This is a genomic window from Vibrio sp. TAP-3B (assembly GCF_057784735.1).
Genome location: NZ_CM173495.1, coordinates 2,271,662 through 2,290,828 on the forward strand (window position 1 = coordinate 2,271,662; position 19,167 = coordinate 2,290,828).

Genomic DNA, 19,167 nt, shown 5'->3' on the forward strand with positions numbered 1-19,167 from the left:
CTACCGAGCTTGAAGCGAAGGCTTCGAATGATTGAGACTCGGTTGCTGGCAGGTATTCGGACTTAAGAGCGAGGTTGGTACCGCCTAGTTGCTCGACTTCCCACATAAACTAATGCAGTGTCTGAATGAGCGTTCGTTCTCTTTTACCGCTGCGCGTCAGTTCTGGAGTTGCACCAGATTCCCTTTTAGCCATCTAGATTTCCAGATAGCACCAGCTATCGCCGATAGTATTCAGCTATGGTTCATTTGTCTAGTTTCCGTTGCCATCCACCACTATTTTTAAAGCTGATAGCAAGGTGAATCCGACACAAAACTGGACATCCTATTGAGATTGAATAAAATCTGCGCTCTTAAATTGAATGCACCATAAAAGGTAAGATCATGGCGACTCTTGATGTAAACCCACAATGCTACCAAGAACAACTGGCTGAAAAAGTCGAACGTCTCACTGACATGTTCGCTCCATACAAAGTGCCAGAACTGGAAGTGTTTGAATCACCAGAGCAGCATTACCGTATGCGTGCTGAGTTCCGCGTGTGGCATGAAGGTGAAGACCTTTACTACATCATGTTCGATCAGGAAACCCGCGAGAAATATCGCGTTGACCAATTTCCGACGGCCAGTCGCCTGATCAATGACTTGATGCCACTATTGATTGAAGCAATGAAAGACAACGACTCACTACGCCGTAAGTTGTTCCAAGTGGATTTCCTATCGACGCTAAGCGGTGAGATTCTGGTTTCACTGCTTTACCATCGTCAGCTCGATGACGAGTGGATTGAAAACGCAAAAGCACTGAAACAGCGTTTGAATGATGAAGGTTTTAATCTCAACATCATTGGTCGTGCACGTAAGATGAAAATCGTTCTAGACCGCGATTACGTGATTGAGAAGCTGGACGTGAATGGCCAGACTTACATCTACCAACAGGTAGAAAACAGCTTTACCCAGCCTAACGGCAAGGTAGCAGAGAAAATGTTGGAGTGGGCGGTAGACTGTACTCAAGGGAGCACAGGTGACCTACTCGAGCTTTACTGTGGTAACGGTAACTTCTCTCTGGCGCTGGCACAGAACTTCGACCGCGTTCTGGCGACAGAACTTGCCAAACCATCGGTCGTATCTGCGCAATACAACATTGCCGCGAACGAGATTGATAATGTACAAATCCTACGCTTATCAGCCGAAGAATTTACTCAGGCGATCGAAGGTAAGCGTGAATTCCGTCGTCTACAAGATGCAGGTGTGGATCTGAAGAGCTACAACTGCAACACCATCTTTGTCGACCCTCCACGTGCTGGGATGGATGTCGATACTTGTAAAATGGTACAAGGTTACGAACGCATCATGTACATCTCTTGCAACCCTGAGACTCTAAAAGAGAACTTGGACATTCTATGCGAAACACACAATGTGACGCGTTTTGCTCTGTTTGACCAATTCCCATTTACCCACCACATGGAAGCAGGGGTATTTTTAGAGCGAATTAAATAAAGCCCCCACCCAAAAAACAGATACAAAAAAAGCCACGACGGAAATGTCGTGGCCAATGCGGGGGATAAAGTGAGTAAGTGTATTAATGAGACTCGAAGTCATATTCTGGATAACGTTTGTTTAGCTCACTACGCAACATGCCGTTATGACCCACAGTCACGTGGCAAGAAACACACTGAACCGGATCACCGGCATCACGCTGCTTTTTGTAATGCGCATGCGTCTGCAATGACTTGGGGTTGTCGGCTTCTGTCTTATCAAGCAGTTCTTGGTGACAGTTTAAACACCCACTATCAAAGACAAAGCGCTCTCGCTCTTCTCTTCGCGCAATCCAATCAATGTCATCAATGTCGGTAAAGTTTTCAACATAGACATCATTGATTCCATGAGCAGTTTTAGCAAGCATGTAATCAAGCACGGAGTCCTGTGGTAGGTGGCAGTCGGCACACTCCGCAACAAAGCCATGTTCATTTTGTCCGCCATGAATATCTAGCTTGAATGTCTTCGCCATTGGCTCCATGGAGTGACATGATCCACAAAACTCTGCATCTCCTGTCTGATGTGCGATTTCCGCGGTAATAAGACTTGCTCCCGTTCCTAGCAAACCGCCAATAATAATCAAAATAACGAAAAACCACTTTTTATTCATAATGACGTCCTATGGCACCTTGCCCATCCAAGGGGTTGTGTTATGACACTCCGAACACAAGTTGAGTGACGGTTGATGCTCGGCATGGCATTCATAACAATCCAAATCGAGCCCATCATGGAAAGAGTTATGTGGATTCGTATGGTTTTTATCCATGAACTTCAATCGATCCGCCACTTTTTGCGCACTACCATGGCAACTCAAACAGTTCTCTGTCTCTAGTGGCTGAAACTCATCAGGGTCATTTCCTTCATGGCACATGACACATTCAAACTTCAGTGCTTTATGATGCGGTTGTAAGGTGAAATCTTCTGATAGTTGTTTCCAATCGTGTTTTTGTTCTGCATATGTCGGTAACGCTGCCAACGAAGAGAACAGAACAAATAGGCAAATTAAAACTATTTTTTTCATAAGGTTAACTTTCACTGACCAATTTGAGGTAGGAAAAAGGCGGCACACGACCACCTTTAAACGAGATTAAGCCCACGATGTTGCTTTCGCTGCGTTTTCACCCGCAATGATGCCGAATGTGCCACAATCGATGGTCGAGCAAGCCGTTAAGCGAATGTAACCATAAGTACCAGCAGATGCTTCACCACATACAAATGCGCCTTGAATTGGCTCACCTGTGCTCACATCTATCGCTTCCGCTTGTTCTGTGATCATCGCACCGCCTTGTGCGTAGTTGTATCTTGGGTTCAATTGCATCGCATAGAAAGGTGCTTGCGAGATGGAAGTGGCGCCTTGAAGTAAACCTTTTGGTTTATGAAACTCATCTTGGTCAAGCTCCATATTGGAGTTGTACTTGTCGATATTTGCTTTTAATTTATTGATATCCATATTAAAGTTCGATGCCAGATCTTCTAACGTATCAAACTTCCAGATCGTACCGTTAGTACCGTTTTTACCCTCTAATGAGAGGTGGAAACGCTGTTGGTCGTGGTAATGTTCCGCCCCTTTCTGGTCGTATAGCAACACAGTATGCTCACCATCGATCTGACGACGTTCTTCCAGAATCGCCATACCAATGGCTTGACGGTCATTGTTGTTGTATTCATCAACGAAGCGTTCACCCGTGCGTGGGTTAACCAGAATCCCCCAAAGGATATCTTCCGTCGGGATTGGGAATGCAAAGCGGAATAACGTCATGTGAATAGGCTTAAAGCCAGCGTTGATCATCGCCTTAATTGCCCCTGCCGTGGCGCCCGGTTGCGTCGTTGAGGCTGCGTTGTACATCGTGCCAACTTCATCACCACGGAATTTGCGATCTTGGTTATAACCACCAGTTGCCATGACCAAACCACGCTTGACCTTGTAGAACTTAACCTTACCTGATTTATTGATCTCAGGGTTATCGTTGTCACCTAAGTCATCATGTCTGCGGTTAAAGCGATACTTCTCACGCACTTTCACACCAATGACACGGCCTTCTTCATTGCGTAAGATCTCATCAAGCAAAACCTTCTTACGTACTTCTACATTGCTGAGCTGCGTGTCGCAGAAATCTTGTAGCTTTTTGATAACCTCGGTACCGCCGCCTTTTGGCCATACACAACGCGCTCGAGAGTGACCACCTAGCTTTTTAATACCAGTACCACCACCAATGGACATGTCGTACTCTACGCCATGATCTTTTAGAAAGTTGTATAGTTTCAACGTGCCCTGAGCGGCAACTTTTGTCAGCTCTCGGTGGTTGTAACCTTTCGCTTCACGCTCGATATCTTTAAGCAGCAGTTCCCAAGAATCATCTTCGATCCCGATGTTTTTTTGCAGGTCTGAGCCAACGACGGACATGTTCAGACCAGAAATGAGAGATGAACCACCCAAGCGTGACATCTTATCAGCCACGACAACTTTAGCGCTTGGGTCAATTTCAGCAGCGCGGATCGCGGCAATCATGCCCGCCATACCAGAGCCAATAACCAAGACATCCATCTCTTCATCCCATTGGATATCACTCGGGTTGGTTGCTGCAAAAGCAGGGTTTGCCAATCCTAAAGCTGAGACAGGTACCATTGCGGCTGCTCCCAAGCCCATTTTAAGAAAATTACGGCGTGAGTTTTGTTCAGACATAATTTTTTGCTCCATACGCACTGAGATGTGCTTATTCTTATTTCGATGGAGTCGATTGTTAGACAGACGAAACGATACCTCTATAGTGGTAAACCGCAGTTCACTGCCTTGATTGATCTGAAACAAATAACCTATCTATTCATATGAGATGCTTAACACAAAATTGGAATATCAACCCTTTGGACCTCTCTTTTTGAAAGCAAAAATACTACTCCTATTCGCTTGTATCACATTGAGTTTCACAAGCTATGCAGAACAGAAATTAGTGCGAATTGGTGTGCTTGCTTTCAACGGTGCGGCTTATACGTTAAAGCGTTGGCAACCAACGATTGATTACCTCAATCTTGCACTTCCTGATTATCACTTTGTGATTGTGCCAGCCGATATTCCTACACTGGATAACTTGGTAGAAAGCAATTTGGTAGATTTCACTCTAACCAACGGTATCCAGTTTCTCTTCTACAAATACAACCATCAAGCAGTGAAAATGCTCAACCTCAACCCTTTTCATGGAGAAGCGAAATATGCGATCGGATCTGCTCTTATTGGGCGAGTTGACGAGCCTGAAATTGCCTCTCTGACAGAGCTCAAACACCGCTCGATTGTTTCGGTGAGCGAGGACGCCTTTGGTGGTTTTAGGATCATGCTTAGAGAATTTTTGTCGGAAGGAATCAAAAAGAACGATCTCACTCACCTCAAATTCATTAGCTATCCACAGCAAAAGTTATTGACGAAAGTGCTTAATGGAGAAGCCGATTTTGCCATTGCCCCAACATGCCTTTTAGAGCGAAAAGTGCGAGATGGCACCATCGCACCAAACCGTCTCAAGGTAATACGTAGACAAGAACCACCATCTTTCTTTGCTTGCCATACATCCAGTCAGCTATATCCCAACTGGACATTAGCACGGATGAAGCATGTGCCTGCTGACTACGCAAACCACATAGCTCGGATTTTTCTCACCATACCAGCGAACAGTACAATTGCCGTTGCAGGGCTCTATGGTGGCTGGTCAGTACCGATTGACGATAGTGCTATCTATGCATTGATGGATGACATTGACGTTAATATTCAACCTTCATATGCCAGCAAACTGTGGCTAAAGTATCGAGGTTGGGTATTCACTTTTGCCGGGCTTTTGACTTTGTTTGTCGCCTATCATTTTCGTGTGAATTATCTGGTTTATGTTCGCTCAAGTCAGTTGAGAGAAGAGATCAAAGAACACAATAAAACCTCCGACCTGCTTGAAAGCGAAACCAATCAACTGTTTAAGGCCCAGCGTATTTTACTGAGTGGGGAGATGGCTGCGGGGCTAGCGCATGAGTTAAATCAACCTCTGATGGCGATTAGCTCCTACGCAACTGGCTGTAAAAATAGGCTTGAAAAAGGTACGCTCAGCCAAGAGCAATTGCTAGAAAATTTAGTGAAAATTGAGCAACAAACCCTAAATGCAAGTGGCATTATTCAGCGTATGCGTCACTTCATGAAGGTTAAAAATAGTAGAAGAGAGATTGTCTCAACCAAAGAGCTCCTCTCTACCACTCTTCTCCTCTTCAAGCACACCTTTGAGCGGCAAAATATTTCTATCGAACAAGATATTGAAGATGTAGATTTGTTAATTGATCCCATTTTAATTCAGCAAGTTATGGCAAACTTGATACAGAACAGTATTGATGCGCTTAAAGAAACCTCCAGAAAACGAGTCATATCGATTCAGGTTAAACAGTCCGAGCACCTCGTCACGATAGAAGTAAAGGACAATGGCAGTGGAATAAATGATGAGCAACTACGGCAACTCTTTATGCCATTTCAAAGTAGCAAAGAGTCAGGGTTAGGACTTGGAATGGTCATCTGTAAACGGATAGTTGAGGCGCATCAAGGCTCAATCTCTGCCAAGCAACTAAAGCAAGGAACGGCTTTTATGATAACTCTACCACTGCCTCAGCTTGAGGAATAATCATGTCTTGCCCTATCTATTTGGTTGATGATGACCCCGCCATTACCGATTCAGTTTCTTGGCTATTAGAAGGAGAAGGGCTTGACGTGCAATCGTACCACTCAGCATTCTCCTTTTTTCAAAATGCGAATCTACTCAAACCAAGTGTTGTACTACTTGATATTAACATGCCCGATATGGATGGTATCGAGGTACAAGAGGTATTGTGCAGGCAGGATTCTAACGTAGTCATCGTATTTTTAACCGGACATGCCGATGTAGAGATCACAAAACTCGCTTTCAAATGTGGCGCCCATGATTTATTACAAAAACCCGTACAAGGCGACCTTTTGTACCAAACTTTAAAACAGGCGCAAGAGTTAGCCTTAAGCTCATTTACGGCTAAACAACAAGATGGGGATTTGGAGACGAGAGTAAACTCCTTAACAGAAAGAGAAAAGATGCTTGTTCCTCTCATCATCGAAGGAAAGCCAAATAAAGTGATCGCCGATGAACTGTGTATTGCACTGAGAACCACTGAAATACACCGGCATAATTTATTTAAGAAGATGGGTGTCTCTTCTGGGATTCAATTAGCATTCCAAGGAAAGAAACTGCTCCGCTTAATCGCTAAGCAGCTTAATTAGTTGTATCAATACATAATATTTCCAGTCCCTCACGGTCATGACCCATCCCCCCGTTTGAGCCTCTTCTTTCTCCCTTTCCTCTCATCAACTCAGCTTGAGACTGTTACCCTTTGCCAAAGTGGAGGCTAATGGAGCGAGTGTATTTTTAGAACGTAAATATAACTGCATTAGCGAAAAGACATAAAAAAAGCGAGCATTGTCGCTCGCTTTTTGTTGGGTTCGGTTTGCTTACTCAGCTGAGGTCTTCTTATTGACGAAGCCTAATTTCTTACCAATCCAGGCCAGTAGGACCATAGATACCAGAATGGCGAAGAAGTTAGACCCTGCATCTGGGTATTGCGCTTTGATAAACGCTGAGTGGCCAAATGCTCCGACAAAGAAGCACGCCAAACCCACTAACGGGATATCTTCCGATACTGGGTTGTTTAGGTATTCTTGGTAAAGAGCTTGTACCGCTAGTACGAGTGCAATCAGAGGAAAGATTGAAAAAGACACTTCGCTCATGGTCAACCATGACAACAAAGCATCACCACACACACCAGCAACCAGTGCCAAAATCAGCGTTTTCTTTTCAGATTGATTTCCATTCGACATTATTCTATCCCGCCTTTTAATCGGTTACGTTCACGTTCTTTGCGATACCAATAGGCCCCTTTGGCTATTATTCGCAATTGCATGATCAATCGCTCGGCGAGTTCATCGCGCTCACGTCGATCTAAATCTAACACTTCAGCGCCCGAACTAAAGACCAACGTTACAGATGCCTCTGCTTGAGTATACGCCTCTTCTCTGGTCACGCCGGTGCTCATTAAGTACTCAGTTAATTCTGCCGCAAAATGCTGAATTTCTCGAGCGACAGCAGTACGAAATTCAGCAGAAGTGCCGGAGCGCTCACGCAATAGCAAACGAAACACGTTCGGGCTACTTTCAATGAACTCCATAAAGGTTTCCACTGAGGTACGAATGACACTCCCTTCTTTCACTATACGTTGACGTGCCTGACGCATCAGTTGACGTAATAGCAAGCCACCTTCATCGACCATGGTTAAGCCTAGTTCATCCATGTCTTTGAAGTGGCGGTAAAAAGAAGTCGGTGCAATGCCTGCCTCTCGGGCGACTTCTCGTAAGCTGAGGCTGGAAAAGCTGCGATCCGCACTTAATTGACTAAATGCCGCATCGATCAGTGATCGACGTGTCTTTTCTTTTTGTTGCGCACGGATGCCCATCGCTTTCATTTTTAACGTGCTCTTTTTTCTGTCGGGTACAAGAGGCCCAATATAACGCAATTTGCTCCTGCGTAGAAAGATATGTTGCGGTACTAATCTTAACCGTGAGAACGTTACTATTGGGATGTCTCTAATTGCAATGTTCTCGATGTGATTTATTGACATATAACATCCCCCCCACCCTTTTGGTCAAATCTACGTGATCACTTCCACTCTCTCGCCGCCATGACGTGTACCAATAGCATAAATGAGTTAAAATCGCGCTAAAGCAATGTTAAGCAAATATAACAAGGAAGACATCATGCCGCATGTTAATCATTATGACGTAATCGTAATTGGTAGTGGCCCTGGCGGAGAAGGGGCTGCGATGGGATTAACCAAGGCGGGACTGAATGTAGCCATTGTCGAGAAAGAAAGCAGTGTCGGCGGCGGTTGTACACACTGGGGAACGATTCCATCAAAAGCGCTGCGCCATGCCGTCAGCCGAATCATCGAGTTCAATAGTAACCCGTTATTCTGTCGCAATAACTCCAGCGTACATGCCACCTTTTCTGACATTTTAGGCCATGCAAAATCGGTCATCGATAAACAAACACGTCTGCGACAAGGCTTCTACGACCGCAACCAGTGCAGCTTACTCTTTGGTACCGCCCGCTTTATTGATGACCACTCTATCGTCATCACGCAAAATGATGGCACAGAAGAAGTGTATTCTGCCGACAAGTTTGTGATTGCGACTGGCTCTCGTCCATACCAGCCTAACGACGTTGATTTCTTGCATGAGCGCATCTACGACAGTGATTCCATTTTGAGCCTGAAACACGACCCTCGCCATATCATCATTTACGGTGCGGGCGTTATCGGTTGTGAATACGCTTCTATCTTCCGAGGACTTGGCGTGAAAACCGACCTTATCAATACCCGGGACCGCTTGTTGGAGTTCTTGGATAACGAAGTGTCAGATGCGCTGTCTTACCACTTCTGGAACAGCGGTGTGGTGATTCGTAATGATGAAACCTATGAAAAAATCGAAGGCACAGAAGATGGCGTGATTATTCACCTGCAATCAGGCAAGAAGATGAAAGCAGATTGTTTGCTGTATGCGAACGGTCGAGCGGGTAACACTGATAAGCTAAACTTAGATGCTGTCGGTCTAGAAGCAGACTCGCGCGGACAGTTAAAAGTAAATCGTAACTATCAAACCGATATCGCTCACATATACGCGGTGGGTGATGTCATTGGTTACCCTAGCCTCGCGAGTGCGGCTTACGATCAGGGACGCTTTGTCGCACAAGCGGTCACCAAAGGTCAGGCTGACAACTATCTGATTGATGACATCCCAACGGGTATCTACACCATCCCAGAGATCAGCTCAGTGGGTAAAACAGAGCAAGAACTGACGGCCGCGAAAGTACCGTACGAAGTGGGCCGTTCCTCGTTCAAACACTTAGCGCGCGCGCAGATCGCAGGCAAAGACATCGGCAGTTTGAAAATTCTCTTCCACCGTGAAACCAAAGAGATCCTCGGCATTCATTGTTTTGGTGAGCGCGCCGCAGAAATCATCCATATCGGTCAAGCCATCATGGAGCAAAAAGGCAAAGCCAATACGATTGAATACTTCGTCAATACGACATTCAATTACCCCACCATGGCAGAAGCGTATCGCGTAGCAGCGTTAAATGGCCTGAATCGATTATTCTAGATGAACAAGTTCGTCGTCGATAACAAAACAGCAGCCCATGGCTTGCTGTTTTGTCTTTATGCTCTCAGGTAATTAAACGAGAAAAGTGTCTTTACGCCATTGATAAAGAAAAATCACACCAAGACCAATACCACGCATCAACATAAAACTGGTCATAGCCAGCCAAAGCGCATGGTTCTCCCAACCCGAAAATAGATAAAAGACCACGAAGAAGAGGCTGGTTGCCATAAACATACTGTTACGCATGTCCTTCCCTTTGGTCGCTCCGACAAAAATACCATCTAATAGAAAGCACCACATGGAAGCCAGTGGCATCACCACCAACCAAGGCAGATACACCGCCGCTTGCTGTTGCACAGGCTCAATAGTAGTGATCATAGCGATCAACGGCGATCCCGCCAACCCAAAAACCGCCGTAAGCCCCAAACAGATAATCAAACTCCAAAAAAAAGTGCCCACCAGCGAGGCGCTGAGTTGTTGCCTATCTTTGGCGCCAATGGCTTTTCCGACCATCGCCTCCATCGCATAAGCAAAGCCGTCCATACCATACGAGATGATCATCAGAAAACTCATCAGTACCGCATTGGCTGCCACCACATCATCGCCAAAGCTTGCACCTTGAAAAGTCATAAAGCTAAACGCAGCTTGTAAGCACAAAGAGCGCAAGAAAATATCGCGATTGAGCTTCACAAAACGTCCGAGTCCGTGCTGGGTATCGACAAACAAACTTTTCGGTAAGGGTAACGCTCTCTCTCGCCAAGTTTTCCACACGCAAACAAGCCCAAACGCCATACCTGAGTAATCGGCAATGACCGAGGCTAATGCCGCGCCCTCGACTTTCCAGCCCAAACCAAGCACAAACAGAACATCCAGAGCGATATTAATCAGATTAGTGATGATCACCATCCACATTGGGGCTCGCGCATTTTGCGTACCCAGCAACCATCCGAGCAGCACAAAATTCATCAACGCGGCAGGTGCGCTCCACACTCGGATAGAAAAGTATTGCATCCCATAGCGTTTCACTTCTGCGCTGGCATCACTCCAACCAAACACTAAATCTGCAACGGGGTTGTGAGCCAATAAAAATCCCACCGCAAACAATACGGCCATTAAAGTGCCTTGCATGAATACCAAAGCCAGTTGCTTACGATCATCACTGCCATACGATTGTGCGGCCAATCCCGTGGTCGACATACGTAAAAAACCAAGCAGCCAAAATGTCACACTGATCATGGTACTCCCCAGCGCAACACCACCGAGATACCAAGCATGTTCTAAGTGGCCTATCACCGCCGCATCCACCAAACCAAGCAGTGGGACGGTAATATTCGACAACACCATAGGAATCGCTAAGGCTAAGACTTGGCGATGTACTTTTGGGTTAGATAAAGGAGAGAAAATTGAATTTGTCACAGGCACCTCATCAATAAGATCGACGAGTGTACCTGAGGGTTTAGGAACGCGCCAATTACCACTTAATATGAACGAGAACTGGGGTAAGGCGATATTTCAACGTTGGGATTTTGTTCAACCAACGCTGCCATACTTTCCAACGAGAGCAAAAGCGGTCAAACGGTGAGAATGCTCTGACCCATTGCCCCCACGGTATCCATTGCCAGACCTGTTCCGCAGGAGCTTCAAAACCGTGAGCATAGCAATCTGAGCCTAACTTTTGCCCCCACTTAGTTGCGGTTAAATCCCCGGCGAGTACCATACAAAGTTCAGCCGAAACAAAATAGCGGCCCAAGGTTTGAATAAACTTGGCAATTGCACGTTCAGTACAATCCAATAGCGCCATTTCACACAAAATGAGTACGGGTGCGTTCTCTGGAATGGCCAGAGATTCTAACCACGAGACCTCCTCCACACTCCCACAGCGATGCTCATAACGCTCATTTTTGTGGAACAAACGCTGGCGCCATATCAGGTTTTCCGTCACGTCGAGCTCTATCCAATGGCAGCGTCCGTTATCTAGACGGTAAAATCGGGTATCGAGCCCCGCGCCCACATTAATGATCCACGCATCAGGAGACTGCTGTAAGAAATGGCTAATCTGTTGATCACATAACTGAGTCAATGTCACATGCAGCAGTTGCTTCTGCGCGATATCCCCATTCAGACAGTCTGGGGCCATCTTACAGCTCAGGCACGCTTTAGCCGCGATAGGATCATACACCAAGCCATTCTCAACCATACTTTCACGGCTACGCCATAATAGAGGTTTTAATAAATGGTTAGGAACTTGATGTTTAGACTGAGACATGAGCATTTCCTGCGCCAGAAAGAAAGCATTGATATGATGCAGATGATAATAAATATCAATTGCATTATCAAGCTCATAAGTAAGTCGACTGATTACGAGAGGAAATTACGGCGAGTTTGCAAAGACAGCAGAAGAAAAGGAAAGGGAAATAGAATATAAACAGCCCAGCAAGGCTGGGCTGTTATGCGAGCTTACATCCAGTCAGTATTACGAATAATCCCGACGGCTAGGCCTTCAATCGCCAAGTGTTGAGATGTTAAATCCACTTGAATTGGCGCAAACTCTTCGTTCTCGGCATGCAGTAATATGGTTGAGCCTTTACGCTCTAAACGCTTCACCGTCACATCATCATCAACGCGTGCAACGACAACTTGGCCATCTCTTACGTCCTGCGTTTTGTGCACAGCAAGCAAATCGCCATCCATAATCCCGATGTCTTTCATACTTTCGCCGTTGACACGAAGTAGGAAGTCAGCTTGCGGTTTAAACATCGCTGGATCGACTTGATAATGGGCTTCTACATGTTCCTGAGCCAGAATCGGCTCACCTGCAGCAACCTGACCAATCAGCGGTAACCCCTGAGCATCATTTGCGGCAGTCTCGTCTAATAGGATACGGATCCCACGAGAGGCACCAGGAATAATTTCAATCGCTTGTTTACGGGCAAGCGCTTTTAGGTGTTCCTCTGCGGCATTTGCAGAGCGGAAGCCAAGCTCACGCGCAATCTCTGCACGAGTGGGTGGCATTCCAGTATCTTCGATTTTACTCTTAATTAAATCGAAAACTTGTTGTTGGCGTGGCGTTAACGGCTTCATGTCTCACCTGTCTTTTTATACAGTTAACTGTGAGTATATCCAGTAAATGTTCAAATGAAAACCCAATTGATTGTTTTTTAATTTATTTGCTCGGCTTTATGTACTCGTCCACCAGCGCCCAATCAAAGCATTTAAAACACCATGACTAAAGTTAATCAATGTAAAGCAACAACTTAGAAGTTAGACTAATTTGCAGCCAATAAAATTAAAAGGTTTGACCTGTTTCTGGTATCCTTTGCGCTTAAAATTTATCGCCTAGGCTTATTTCTATTGTCGAACTCCTATCTTTGCTCGAAAAGATGCGCTTTACGGACACAGAAATAAGGTTAGTCCTGTTTGAATACCTATTGAGGCTGTGAACTTTATGTCTTCTGGACCATCATTTTCACGTTCATTACTAAAAATACCTTTATCGGTAATGGTAAAGGGCACTGCAATCCCGTCGAACCCGATTGAAGATCTAAGCATCGACCTAGCTAAACCGATTGTGTATGCCCTACCGTTCCGCTCGAACGTGGATTTGCTGACACTGCAAAAGCAAGCCATGATTCTTGGCCTGCCCGACCCGCTCAGTCCACTGGAAATCAATGGCAAAACACTAAATCGTTTCGTCTTCATCGCTGCTCGTCCTACGGTGATGCACAACGACAACGATGTACCAACCGACTCTGTTTCTCTATTTACTGACTTACTTGAACTGCACAAACTGGACAGCGAACTGGATGTTCAAATGATCCCGGCGACCGTACTTTGGGGCCGTAAACCCGGTAAAGAAGAAAATCAAAAGCCTTACCTTCAGCCAATGAATGGGCCGCAAAAAGCAAAAGCGGTCATGGCGGCAGGTCGCGATTGCTTGGTCCGTTTTAGCCCGGTAGTATCGCTGCGTTACATGGCCGACTCCCACGGCACGGATAGCGCAATTGCACACAAACTTGCGCGCGTAGCTCGTATCCATTTCTCACGCCAAAAACTAGCCGCGTCTGGACCGAACCTTCCACAACGCCAAGTATTGTTTGCTCGCTTAATGAAGTCACCTGCGATTGAGCAAGCGATCGCCGATGAGGCAAAGAGTAAAAACATCTCTATTGATAAGGCCCGTAAAGAAGCCCATGACATCATGGATGAGATCGCCGCAGACTTTTCTTACAGTTTGGTGAAAAACGGTGATCGTATCCTTAGCTGGTTGTGGACCAAACTCTACCAAGGCTTGCACATCAATAACGCTTCGACAGTACGTCGCCTAGCGCAAGATGGGCACGAGATCGTGTACGTACCATGTCACCGCAGTCACATGGATTACCTTCTGCTTTCTTACGTGCTGTACCATGAAGGCATGGTGCCTCCACACATCGCAGCAGGCATTAACCTGAACTTCTTCCCCGCGGGTCCTCTGTTCCGTCGTGGGGGCGCATTCTTTATTCGTCGTAGCTTTAAAGGCAACAAACTGTACTCAACGATTTTCCGCGAGTACCTCGCTGAATTATTTGCTAAAGGTTATTCAGTCGAGTACTTCAGTGAAGGCGGCCGTTCACGTACTGGCCGTTTACTACAAGCAAAAACGGGCATGTTAGCAATGACCATCCAAGCCATGTTACGTGGTCTAAACCGTCCCGTTACGTTAGTGCCGGTATACATCGGTTACGAGCACGTAATGGAGGTGAGCACCTACGCCAAAGAGCTACGAGGGAAACGCAAAGAAAAAGAGAACGCTGGCCTGGTTCTGCGCACCCTACGCAAACTGCGTAACTTTGGCTTAGGTTATGTGAATTTTGGTGAGCCAATTCAGCTTAACCAATACCTCAATGAACATGCGCCAGAGTGGACCAAAGACATCGACCGCATGGGGGCTAACAAACCACAATGGATGAACCCGGTGGTCAACGACCTTGCGAACAAGATGATGACACATATCAACGATGCCGCGGCGGCAAACCCCTTGACACTGTGTGCGACTGCACTGCTTGCGTCTCGCCAGCGAGCCTTGTCACGTGACTCGCTGATCAACCAGATTGAGTGTTACTTAAAGCTGCTAAAAAACAACCCTTACTCGAGCACGTCGACGATTCCGACCGAAAGTGCCGAGGAGTTAGTCGATCACGCGCTGTCTTTGGATAAGTTTGTGATTGAAACCGACAGCATGGGTGACATTATTTCACTGGATCGCAGCCAATCGATCCTGATGACCTACTATCGTAACAACATTATTCACTTGTTTGCGCTACCGTCATTGATTGCTCAAATGATTATTCGTCAGCGCAACCTCTCCGTCGAGAATATCCAAACGAATGTTACTCAAATCTACCCATTCTTGAAAAAAGAGCTGTTTCTCAGCTACCAAGAAGAGGAGTTGGATGAGCTTGTCGTCAAAACGCTGCATGAATTTGCCGAGCAGAACATGATCAGCCTAGATGGTGATAAGCTAGAAATTAATCAGTCCAATAACCAACCTTTAGTTCTGTTAGGCCGTACGATTACCGAAACGCTACAGCGCTACTCTATCGCGGTGAACTTATTGGTCGCTTACCCTGAACTGGGTAAGTCGGATCTTGAGCAAAAGAGCCAAGATATTGCTCAGCGTTTAGGTCGGTTGCATGGCATCAATGCACCAGAGTTCTTCGATAAAGGGGTGTTTACTGCGATGTTCAACACGCTGAAACAACAACGCTACTTAGATCATGGTGGTAACTGTGATACGAAGAAAACTCAGCAATTCGCAAGGCAGTTGTTCAGCCTGCTTTATCCAGAAGTGAGATTGACGATTGAAGAGAGTATCCATCAGCTTCAGTCGTAACCGTTTTATCATCTTCTAAAAGAAGAAAAAAGGCATCCAATCGGATGCCTTTTTCATTTTCATGTTGATTACCAGAACGCGACCAATAAACCTACCGCAATCACCATTCCCACATAGTTGTTATTTAAGAACGCTTTAAAACACAAATCACGCTCACGATGACGAATTAAGTGCTGTTGATACACAAACAACGAAGCGGCAAGGAGAATCGTCCAATAGTAGCTTTGACCCAAATGATAAAACTGACCTAGCCCCACCAACATCACTAGAGTAATTAACTGCAATACACCGATAATAAGCTTGTCATGGCAACCAAACAGAATCGCCGTTGATTTGACGCCTATTTTTAAGTCATCATCTCGGTCTACCATCGCATACTGCGTATCATAAGCGATAGTCCACAAAGCATTAATCACAAATACAAACCACACAATGATCGGTAACTCACCCGTTTGCGCAGCCCAAGCCATGGGGATAGACCAACTGAAGGCTAAGCCTAAAAACAACTGTGGGATGTGGGTATAGCGCTTCATAAATGGATAAATAAAGGCCAAAGTCATGCCGGCGAATGATAACTGGATGGTGAGCGGATTCATGGTAAGCACCAGCAAAAACGAACTAATGCCTAATAAGAAGAATAACCCAATCGCCTCTTTGGCCGTCACTTTCCCAGATGGTAATGGACGTTGCTTGGTGCGTTTTACATGACCATCGACCTTACGATCGGCAAAGTCATTAATCACGCAACCCGCGCTGCGCATCAGGAAGACCCCTAACACAAACACGATAAGAACATCCCAATGCGGCATCCCTTGCGCCGAAATAATCAGCGCCCAAATTGTCGGCCACATTAACAGTAATGAGCCAATCGGACGGTTCATTCGCGTCAGTTGCCAATATGCTTTGGCTTTTTCTGCGGACATTTACACTCTCTCCTTAGCGTAAACTGGTGAATTAGATAAAAACAACTCGGCAACTAACATTGGTTTGTGATTCATCCACAACCTTGAACGTCGCGCTAGCAAACGTCCTTGCGGCAAGTTCACCCATCCCATTTGCAGCGAGTCACGCTCCACATTATCTGCATTAAATACCGTTAACCCTAAGGGAATATCCCCCTGCTGAGCCAAGTCATATTGCTGATCGACAAGCGTAGTTCGAGGAATAAGCGTACGTCCGATGACCCACTTGTTATTGTCACCACGCAAAATCACCTCTCTCAATAAGCAATCTTGCTCTGACAATAACTGACTTTCATCCGGTTTTAACGTCTTCGCAGTGACGATTTGATTTTGTAGCAATTCCACCGTTAATGTTTGGCAATGTTGCTTTAAACGACGTGACAAAGACCCTTGCTCTTCAAGCCAGTGCTTGGCAAATGTATTCGGAAATTCAAATTCTTCGGGGTTTTGCCACTCTACTTCCAATAAAGAAGCGAGATAGAGTGATGTTGGCTGATTCATACTAGTATTCAATTGGAGGCTTTATGCGTACAATAAAGCAACAACTTACCGTTCATATAAAAACATGTCACCGTAAGTCCTGTTATTTGTTATAGACGAGCCATTGTATCAAGACTGAAGCGATTCGAATATCGTGATCAAGAGAAAGAAAAGTTAGAAATATGCACAAACGTTATATCGCCCAGATTATTTTTGCGTTAACCATGCTGTTCGCTGCACCAAGTTGGGCTGAAACGGGAGATGCAGACTCCAAGTTGGCGTACTTCACCCTTGAACCCAACCTAACCACGAACTTTCACACCAAAGGTAAAAAGTTGGGCTTTGTACAATTACGCATCGATATCATGGTAATGAGCCAACAAGATTTATCTATTGTTGAACACCATCAACCTTTGATTCGTGATGCAGTGATTGAATTACTCGGTAAACAAACGGAAGATACGATCAAGTCACTCTCCGGTCGAGAGGATCTGCGTAAAACTTTGGTCACAACGCTCAACGAAACGCTATTGCCAGAAACCGGCAAAACGATCATTGCGGATTTATTGTTTACGAAGTACCTCTATCAATAAGCTTCGCTTCTGCAAGCACAAAAAAGACCGCTTTTTAGCGGTCTTTTTGCTTTACCCCAGACTCAGCACGTCATCATTCTTACGGGTTGATATTATGCGTGCTGTTGGTATTTCTTTTTACCTGAGTCAAACAACGCAATGGCCATCCCTGATAACAATCCGACTAAATGGGCGGTATTGGCAATCGCCATAAACGGCTGAACAAAGCCAAGAACCAACCACACAAGCATAAACACAATGATCGGTTTTGGTAGTGTGAGCCCTAAGTGCGGAAGTCGATACCCCAACACCCACAAGTAACCAAGCAACGCATACACGACACCAGATAACCCGCCAAAGTTCGCCCCTTCAACGTAAAATTGCCCTACACCAGATAGCGCAGCAGAAATCAGAAAGATTTGTAATAGCTTGCCAGAGCGAAGACAACGCTCAATGTCGCCGCCCAATTGCCACCACCACAATAGGTTAAATACGATATGCGCAACAGAGAAATGCAACAGAGCATGGCTCACCCATCGCCAAACTTGCCATTGTTGGCCTTCAAAGGCAGGAAAATGCAACGCAGTAAACACACCATGGCCAAATCCTATCATCTGTAAAAGATAGATAACCGCGCACACCATCATGATCAATAGCGTTACTGGCCCCGCTTTCGCTTTGATCATGCTCATGATACTTGGGCTTGAGTAATGAAATTGACTCTTACGAGTATCGGCAACGTCCCACGAGGCAGCACTGTATTTTGAATCCGACGGATTCGCCAAAAATTGCTTCAGTTCGGCTTGTGCTTCGATGTCGTACTGACTGTCCGTCAGCCAAAGCGCAAATTGTCCATCACCTTCAGGCATCATTTGGATGTCGATCTGGCGAGAAGCCATATAATCGATGAAGGCTTGTGCCATGCGTGGATTATTTAACGTTACCAATCTCTTCATTAACTTCTCACTACCGGTAGTTCTGCTCGATGCCAGGCTTCAAAGCCTCCATCTACACTGTACACCTGTTCAAAGCCTTGGTTAACTAAATATTGCGCCGCACCTTGGCTACTAATCCCGTGGTAACACATCACCAAAACCGGCTGTTCAAACTCCACCTCATCCATAAACGGAACCATCGTATCGTTGGTTAAGTGAAACGCAGACTCAGCATGCGCAACGGCAAACGATTGAGGGTCACGGATATCGACAAGTTTAGCCTCATTCTGTTCGAGCAGCGCTTGCGCACCTTGTACATCGATATGCTTAAACTGATCCATTTACTTTCTCACTGTCTTATTAATATACCCAAACAACCTCGAGATGAAATGCTTTAGCAAGCACCGACGACGTCACGTAAAATCTTTATCTTGAAGTCGTTTGGGTATACTGCCGCTATTGTAACCTATCCAAGGATAAACTTAGACACATGGATAGTCAGGGCTTTTAAAACTGAACATATTACAACCAGTTGTGGATAAAGCTGTGCATTACGTTGATAAAGTGTATTTGGATCTTTTGATCCACAACATGTAGTAATGATCCTGATCTAACTGTGTGT

Annotated in this window: 18 protein-coding genes and 1 riboswitch; of the genes, 6 read left to right on the top strand and 12 right to left on the bottom strand. The window is 45.6% G+C overall.

The annotated features are described in order from the left end of the window. Positions 1 to 30: 30 nt before the first annotated feature. Positions 31 to 231, bottom strand: a riboswitch (cobalamin riboswitch). Positions 232 to 381: 150 nt separating this feature from the next. Further along, positions 382 to 1,491, top strand: a complete 1,110-nt coding sequence (gene trmA, locus AC3D28_RS10715) for a tRNA (uridine(54)-C5)-methyltransferase TrmA (protein WP_488534725.1) — start codon at positions 382 to 384, stop codon at positions 1,489 to 1,491. 82 nt (positions 1,492 to 1,573) lie between these two features. Here trmA and AC3D28_RS10720 read toward each other — a convergent pair whose 3' ends face one another. From AC3D28_RS10720 to AC3D28_RS10730, 3 genes are all read right to left on the bottom strand, one after another. Next, the gene (locus AC3D28_RS10720) at positions 1,574 to 2,140 is read right to left on the bottom strand and encodes a cytochrome c3 family protein (RefSeq protein ID WP_488534726.1); all 567 of its coding nucleotides are present in this window, start codon (positions 2,138 to 2,140) and stop codon (positions 1,574 to 1,576) included. Positions 2,141 to 2,149: 9 nt separating this feature from the next. Then, positions 2,150 to 2,551, bottom strand: a complete 402-nt coding sequence (locus AC3D28_RS10725) for a cytochrome c3 family protein (protein WP_488534727.1) — start codon at positions 2,549 to 2,551, stop codon at positions 2,150 to 2,152. Between the two features lie 66 nt (positions 2,552 to 2,617). Then, on the bottom strand, positions 2,618 to 4,213 hold the full coding sequence (locus AC3D28_RS10730; RefSeq protein WP_488534728.1) for an FAD-binding protein: 1,596 nt from the start codon (positions 4,211 to 4,213) through the stop codon (positions 2,618 to 2,620). 193 nt (positions 4,214 to 4,406) lie between these two features. Here AC3D28_RS10730 and AC3D28_RS10735 point away from each other — a divergent pair, with 193 nt between their 5' ends. Continuing rightward, entirely contained in the window at positions 4,407 to 6,170 is a 1,764-nt protein-coding gene (locus tag AC3D28_RS10735) for a sensor histidine kinase (RefSeq protein ID WP_488534729.1), read from the top strand. A gap of 2 nt (positions 6,171 to 6,172) precedes the next feature. Next, on the top strand, positions 6,173 to 6,796 hold the full coding sequence (locus AC3D28_RS10740; protein ID WP_488534730.1) for a response regulator transcription factor: 624 nt from the start codon (positions 6,173 to 6,175) through the stop codon (positions 6,794 to 6,796). 228 nt (positions 6,797 to 7,024) lie between these two features. On the opposite strand, the gene AC3D28_RS10745 is transcribed toward AC3D28_RS10740, so the two are convergent. Together AC3D28_RS10745 and fabR are read right to left on the bottom strand one after the other, a co-directional pair. After that, positions 7,025 to 7,390: a YijD family membrane protein gene (locus AC3D28_RS10745; protein WP_488534731.1), complete on the bottom strand. Its 366-nt coding sequence runs from the start codon at positions 7,388 to 7,390 to the stop codon at positions 7,025 to 7,027. Further along, on the bottom strand, positions 7,390 to 8,031 hold the full coding sequence (gene fabR, locus AC3D28_RS10750; RefSeq protein WP_098413481.1) for an HTH-type transcriptional repressor FabR: 642 nt from the start codon (positions 8,029 to 8,031) through the stop codon (positions 7,390 to 7,392). Before fabR ends, AC3D28_RS10745 begins: the two co-directional genes overlap by 1 nt. 292 nt (positions 8,032 to 8,323) lie before the next feature. Between fabR and sthA the strand changes: the two genes are divergently transcribed. Then, positions 8,324 to 9,724: a Si-specific NAD(P)(+) transhydrogenase gene (sthA, locus tag AC3D28_RS10755; RefSeq protein WP_488534732.1), complete on the top strand. Its 1,401-nt coding sequence runs from the start codon at positions 8,324 to 8,326 to the stop codon at positions 9,722 to 9,724. A gap of 72 nt (positions 9,725 to 9,796) precedes the next feature. On the opposite strand, the gene dinF is transcribed toward sthA, so the two are convergent. The 3 genes from dinF to lexA form a co-directional block, all read right to left on the bottom strand. After that, complete coding sequence (dinF, locus tag AC3D28_RS10760) at positions 9,797 to 11,140, bottom strand: MATE family efflux transporter DinF (protein WP_488534733.1); 1,344 nt, start codon at positions 11,138 to 11,140, stop codon at positions 9,797 to 9,799. Positions 11,141 to 11,195: 55 nt separating this feature from the next. After that, positions 11,196 to 11,990, bottom strand: a complete 795-nt coding sequence (locus AC3D28_RS10765; protein ID WP_488534734.1) for a class I SAM-dependent methyltransferase — start codon at positions 11,988 to 11,990, stop codon at positions 11,196 to 11,198. 191 nt (positions 11,991 to 12,181) lie between these two features. After that, the gene (lexA, locus tag AC3D28_RS10770; RefSeq protein ID WP_488534735.1) at positions 12,182 to 12,805 is read right to left on the bottom strand and encodes a transcriptional repressor LexA; all 624 of its coding nucleotides are present in this window, start codon (positions 12,803 to 12,805) and stop codon (positions 12,182 to 12,184) included. A 364-nt stretch (positions 12,806 to 13,169) separates the two neighbouring features. Here lexA and plsB point away from each other — a divergent pair, with 364 nt between their 5' ends. Beyond that, on the top strand, positions 13,170 to 15,596 hold the full coding sequence (gene plsB / locus AC3D28_RS10775) for a glycerol-3-phosphate 1-O-acyltransferase PlsB (RefSeq protein WP_488534736.1): 2,427 nt from the start codon (positions 13,170 to 13,172) through the stop codon (positions 15,594 to 15,596). Positions 15,597 to 15,664: 68 nt separating this feature from the next. Here plsB and ubiA read toward each other — a convergent pair whose 3' ends face one another. Together ubiA and AC3D28_RS10785 are read right to left on the bottom strand one after the other, a co-directional pair. Beyond that, on the bottom strand, positions 15,665 to 16,519 hold the full coding sequence (gene ubiA, locus AC3D28_RS10780; RefSeq protein ID WP_098413475.1) for a 4-hydroxybenzoate octaprenyltransferase: 855 nt from the start codon (positions 16,517 to 16,519) through the stop codon (positions 15,665 to 15,667). Then, complete coding sequence (locus AC3D28_RS10785) at positions 16,520 to 17,059, bottom strand: chorismate lyase (protein WP_488534737.1); 540 nt, start codon at positions 17,057 to 17,059, stop codon at positions 16,520 to 16,522. Positions 17,060 to 17,220: 161 nt separating this feature from the next. On the opposite strand from AC3D28_RS10785, the gene AC3D28_RS10790 reads away from it, so the two are divergent. Next, complete coding sequence (locus AC3D28_RS10790; RefSeq protein WP_098413473.1) at positions 17,221 to 17,631, top strand: flagellar basal body-associated protein FliL; 411 nt, start codon at positions 17,221 to 17,223, stop codon at positions 17,629 to 17,631. Positions 17,632 to 17,723: 92 nt separating this feature from the next. Here AC3D28_RS10790 and glpG read toward each other — a convergent pair whose 3' ends face one another. Both glpG and glpE read right to left on the bottom strand, forming a co-directional pair. Then, positions 17,724 to 18,566: a rhomboid family intramembrane serine protease GlpG gene (glpG, locus tag AC3D28_RS10795; protein WP_098413472.1), complete on the bottom strand. Its 843-nt coding sequence runs from the start codon at positions 18,564 to 18,566 to the stop codon at positions 17,724 to 17,726. Then, positions 18,566 to 18,886: a thiosulfate sulfurtransferase GlpE gene (glpE, locus tag AC3D28_RS10800; RefSeq protein ID WP_098413471.1), complete on the bottom strand. Its 321-nt coding sequence runs from the start codon at positions 18,884 to 18,886 to the stop codon at positions 18,566 to 18,568. Before glpE ends, glpG begins: the two co-directional genes overlap by 1 nt. Positions 18,887 to 19,167 lie beyond the last annotated feature (281 nt).

What these genes read in the sequence shown, in the direction of transcription:
- AC3D28_RS10790 (WP_098413473.1), top strand. Translation starts at nt 17,221, where the DNA reads ATGCACAAACGTTATATCGCCCAGATTATTTTTGCGTTAACCATGCTG.
- trmA (WP_488534725.1), top strand. Translation starts at nt 382, where the DNA reads ATGGCGACTCTTGATGTAAACCCACAATGCTACCAAGAACAACTGGCT.
- glpG (WP_098413472.1), bottom strand. Translation starts at nt 18,566, where the DNA reads ATGAAGAGATTGGTAACGTTAAATAATCCACGCATGGCACAAGCCTTC.
- lexA (WP_488534735.1), bottom strand. Translation starts at nt 12,805, where the DNA reads ATGAAGCCGTTAACGCCACGCCAACAACAAGTTTTCGATTTAATTAAG.
- sthA (WP_488534732.1), top strand. Translation starts at nt 8,324, where the DNA reads ATGCCGCATGTTAATCATTATGACGTAATCGTAATTGGTAGTGGCCCT.
- AC3D28_RS10745 (WP_488534731.1), bottom strand. Translation starts at nt 7,390, where the DNA reads ATGTCGAATGGAAATCAATCTGAAAAGAAAACGCTGATTTTGGCACTG.
- plsB (WP_488534736.1), top strand. Translation starts at nt 13,170, where the DNA reads ATGTCTTCTGGACCATCATTTTCACGTTCATTACTAAAAATACCTTTA.
- glpE (WP_098413471.1), bottom strand. Translation starts at nt 18,886, where the DNA reads ATGGATCAGTTTAAGCATATCGATGTACAAGGTGCGCAAGCGCTGCTC.
- AC3D28_RS10765 (WP_488534734.1), bottom strand. Translation starts at nt 11,990, where the DNA reads ATGTCTCAGTCTAAACATCAAGTTCCTAACCATTTATTAAAACCTCTA.
- AC3D28_RS10725 (WP_488534727.1), bottom strand. Translation starts at nt 2,551, where the DNA reads ATGAAAAAAATAGTTTTAATTTGCCTATTTGTTCTGTTCTCTTCGTTG.
- AC3D28_RS10720 (WP_488534726.1), bottom strand. Translation starts at nt 2,140, where the DNA reads ATGAATAAAAAGTGGTTTTTCGTTATTTTGATTATTATTGGCGGTTTG.
- fabR (WP_098413481.1), bottom strand. Translation starts at nt 8,031, where the DNA reads ATGAAAGCGATGGGCATCCGTGCGCAACAAAAAGAAAAGACACGTCGA.
- ubiA (WP_098413475.1), bottom strand. Translation starts at nt 16,519, where the DNA reads ATGTCCGCAGAAAAAGCCAAAGCATATTGGCAACTGACGCGAATGAAC.
- AC3D28_RS10730 (WP_488534728.1), bottom strand. Translation starts at nt 4,213, where the DNA reads ATGTCTGAACAAAACTCACGCCGTAATTTTCTTAAAATGGGCTTGGGA.
- AC3D28_RS10785 (WP_488534737.1), bottom strand. Translation starts at nt 17,059, where the DNA reads ATGAATCAGCCAACATCACTCTATCTCGCTTCTTTATTGGAAGTAGAG.
- AC3D28_RS10740 (WP_488534730.1), top strand. Translation starts at nt 6,173, where the DNA reads ATGTCTTGCCCTATCTATTTGGTTGATGATGACCCCGCCATTACCGAT.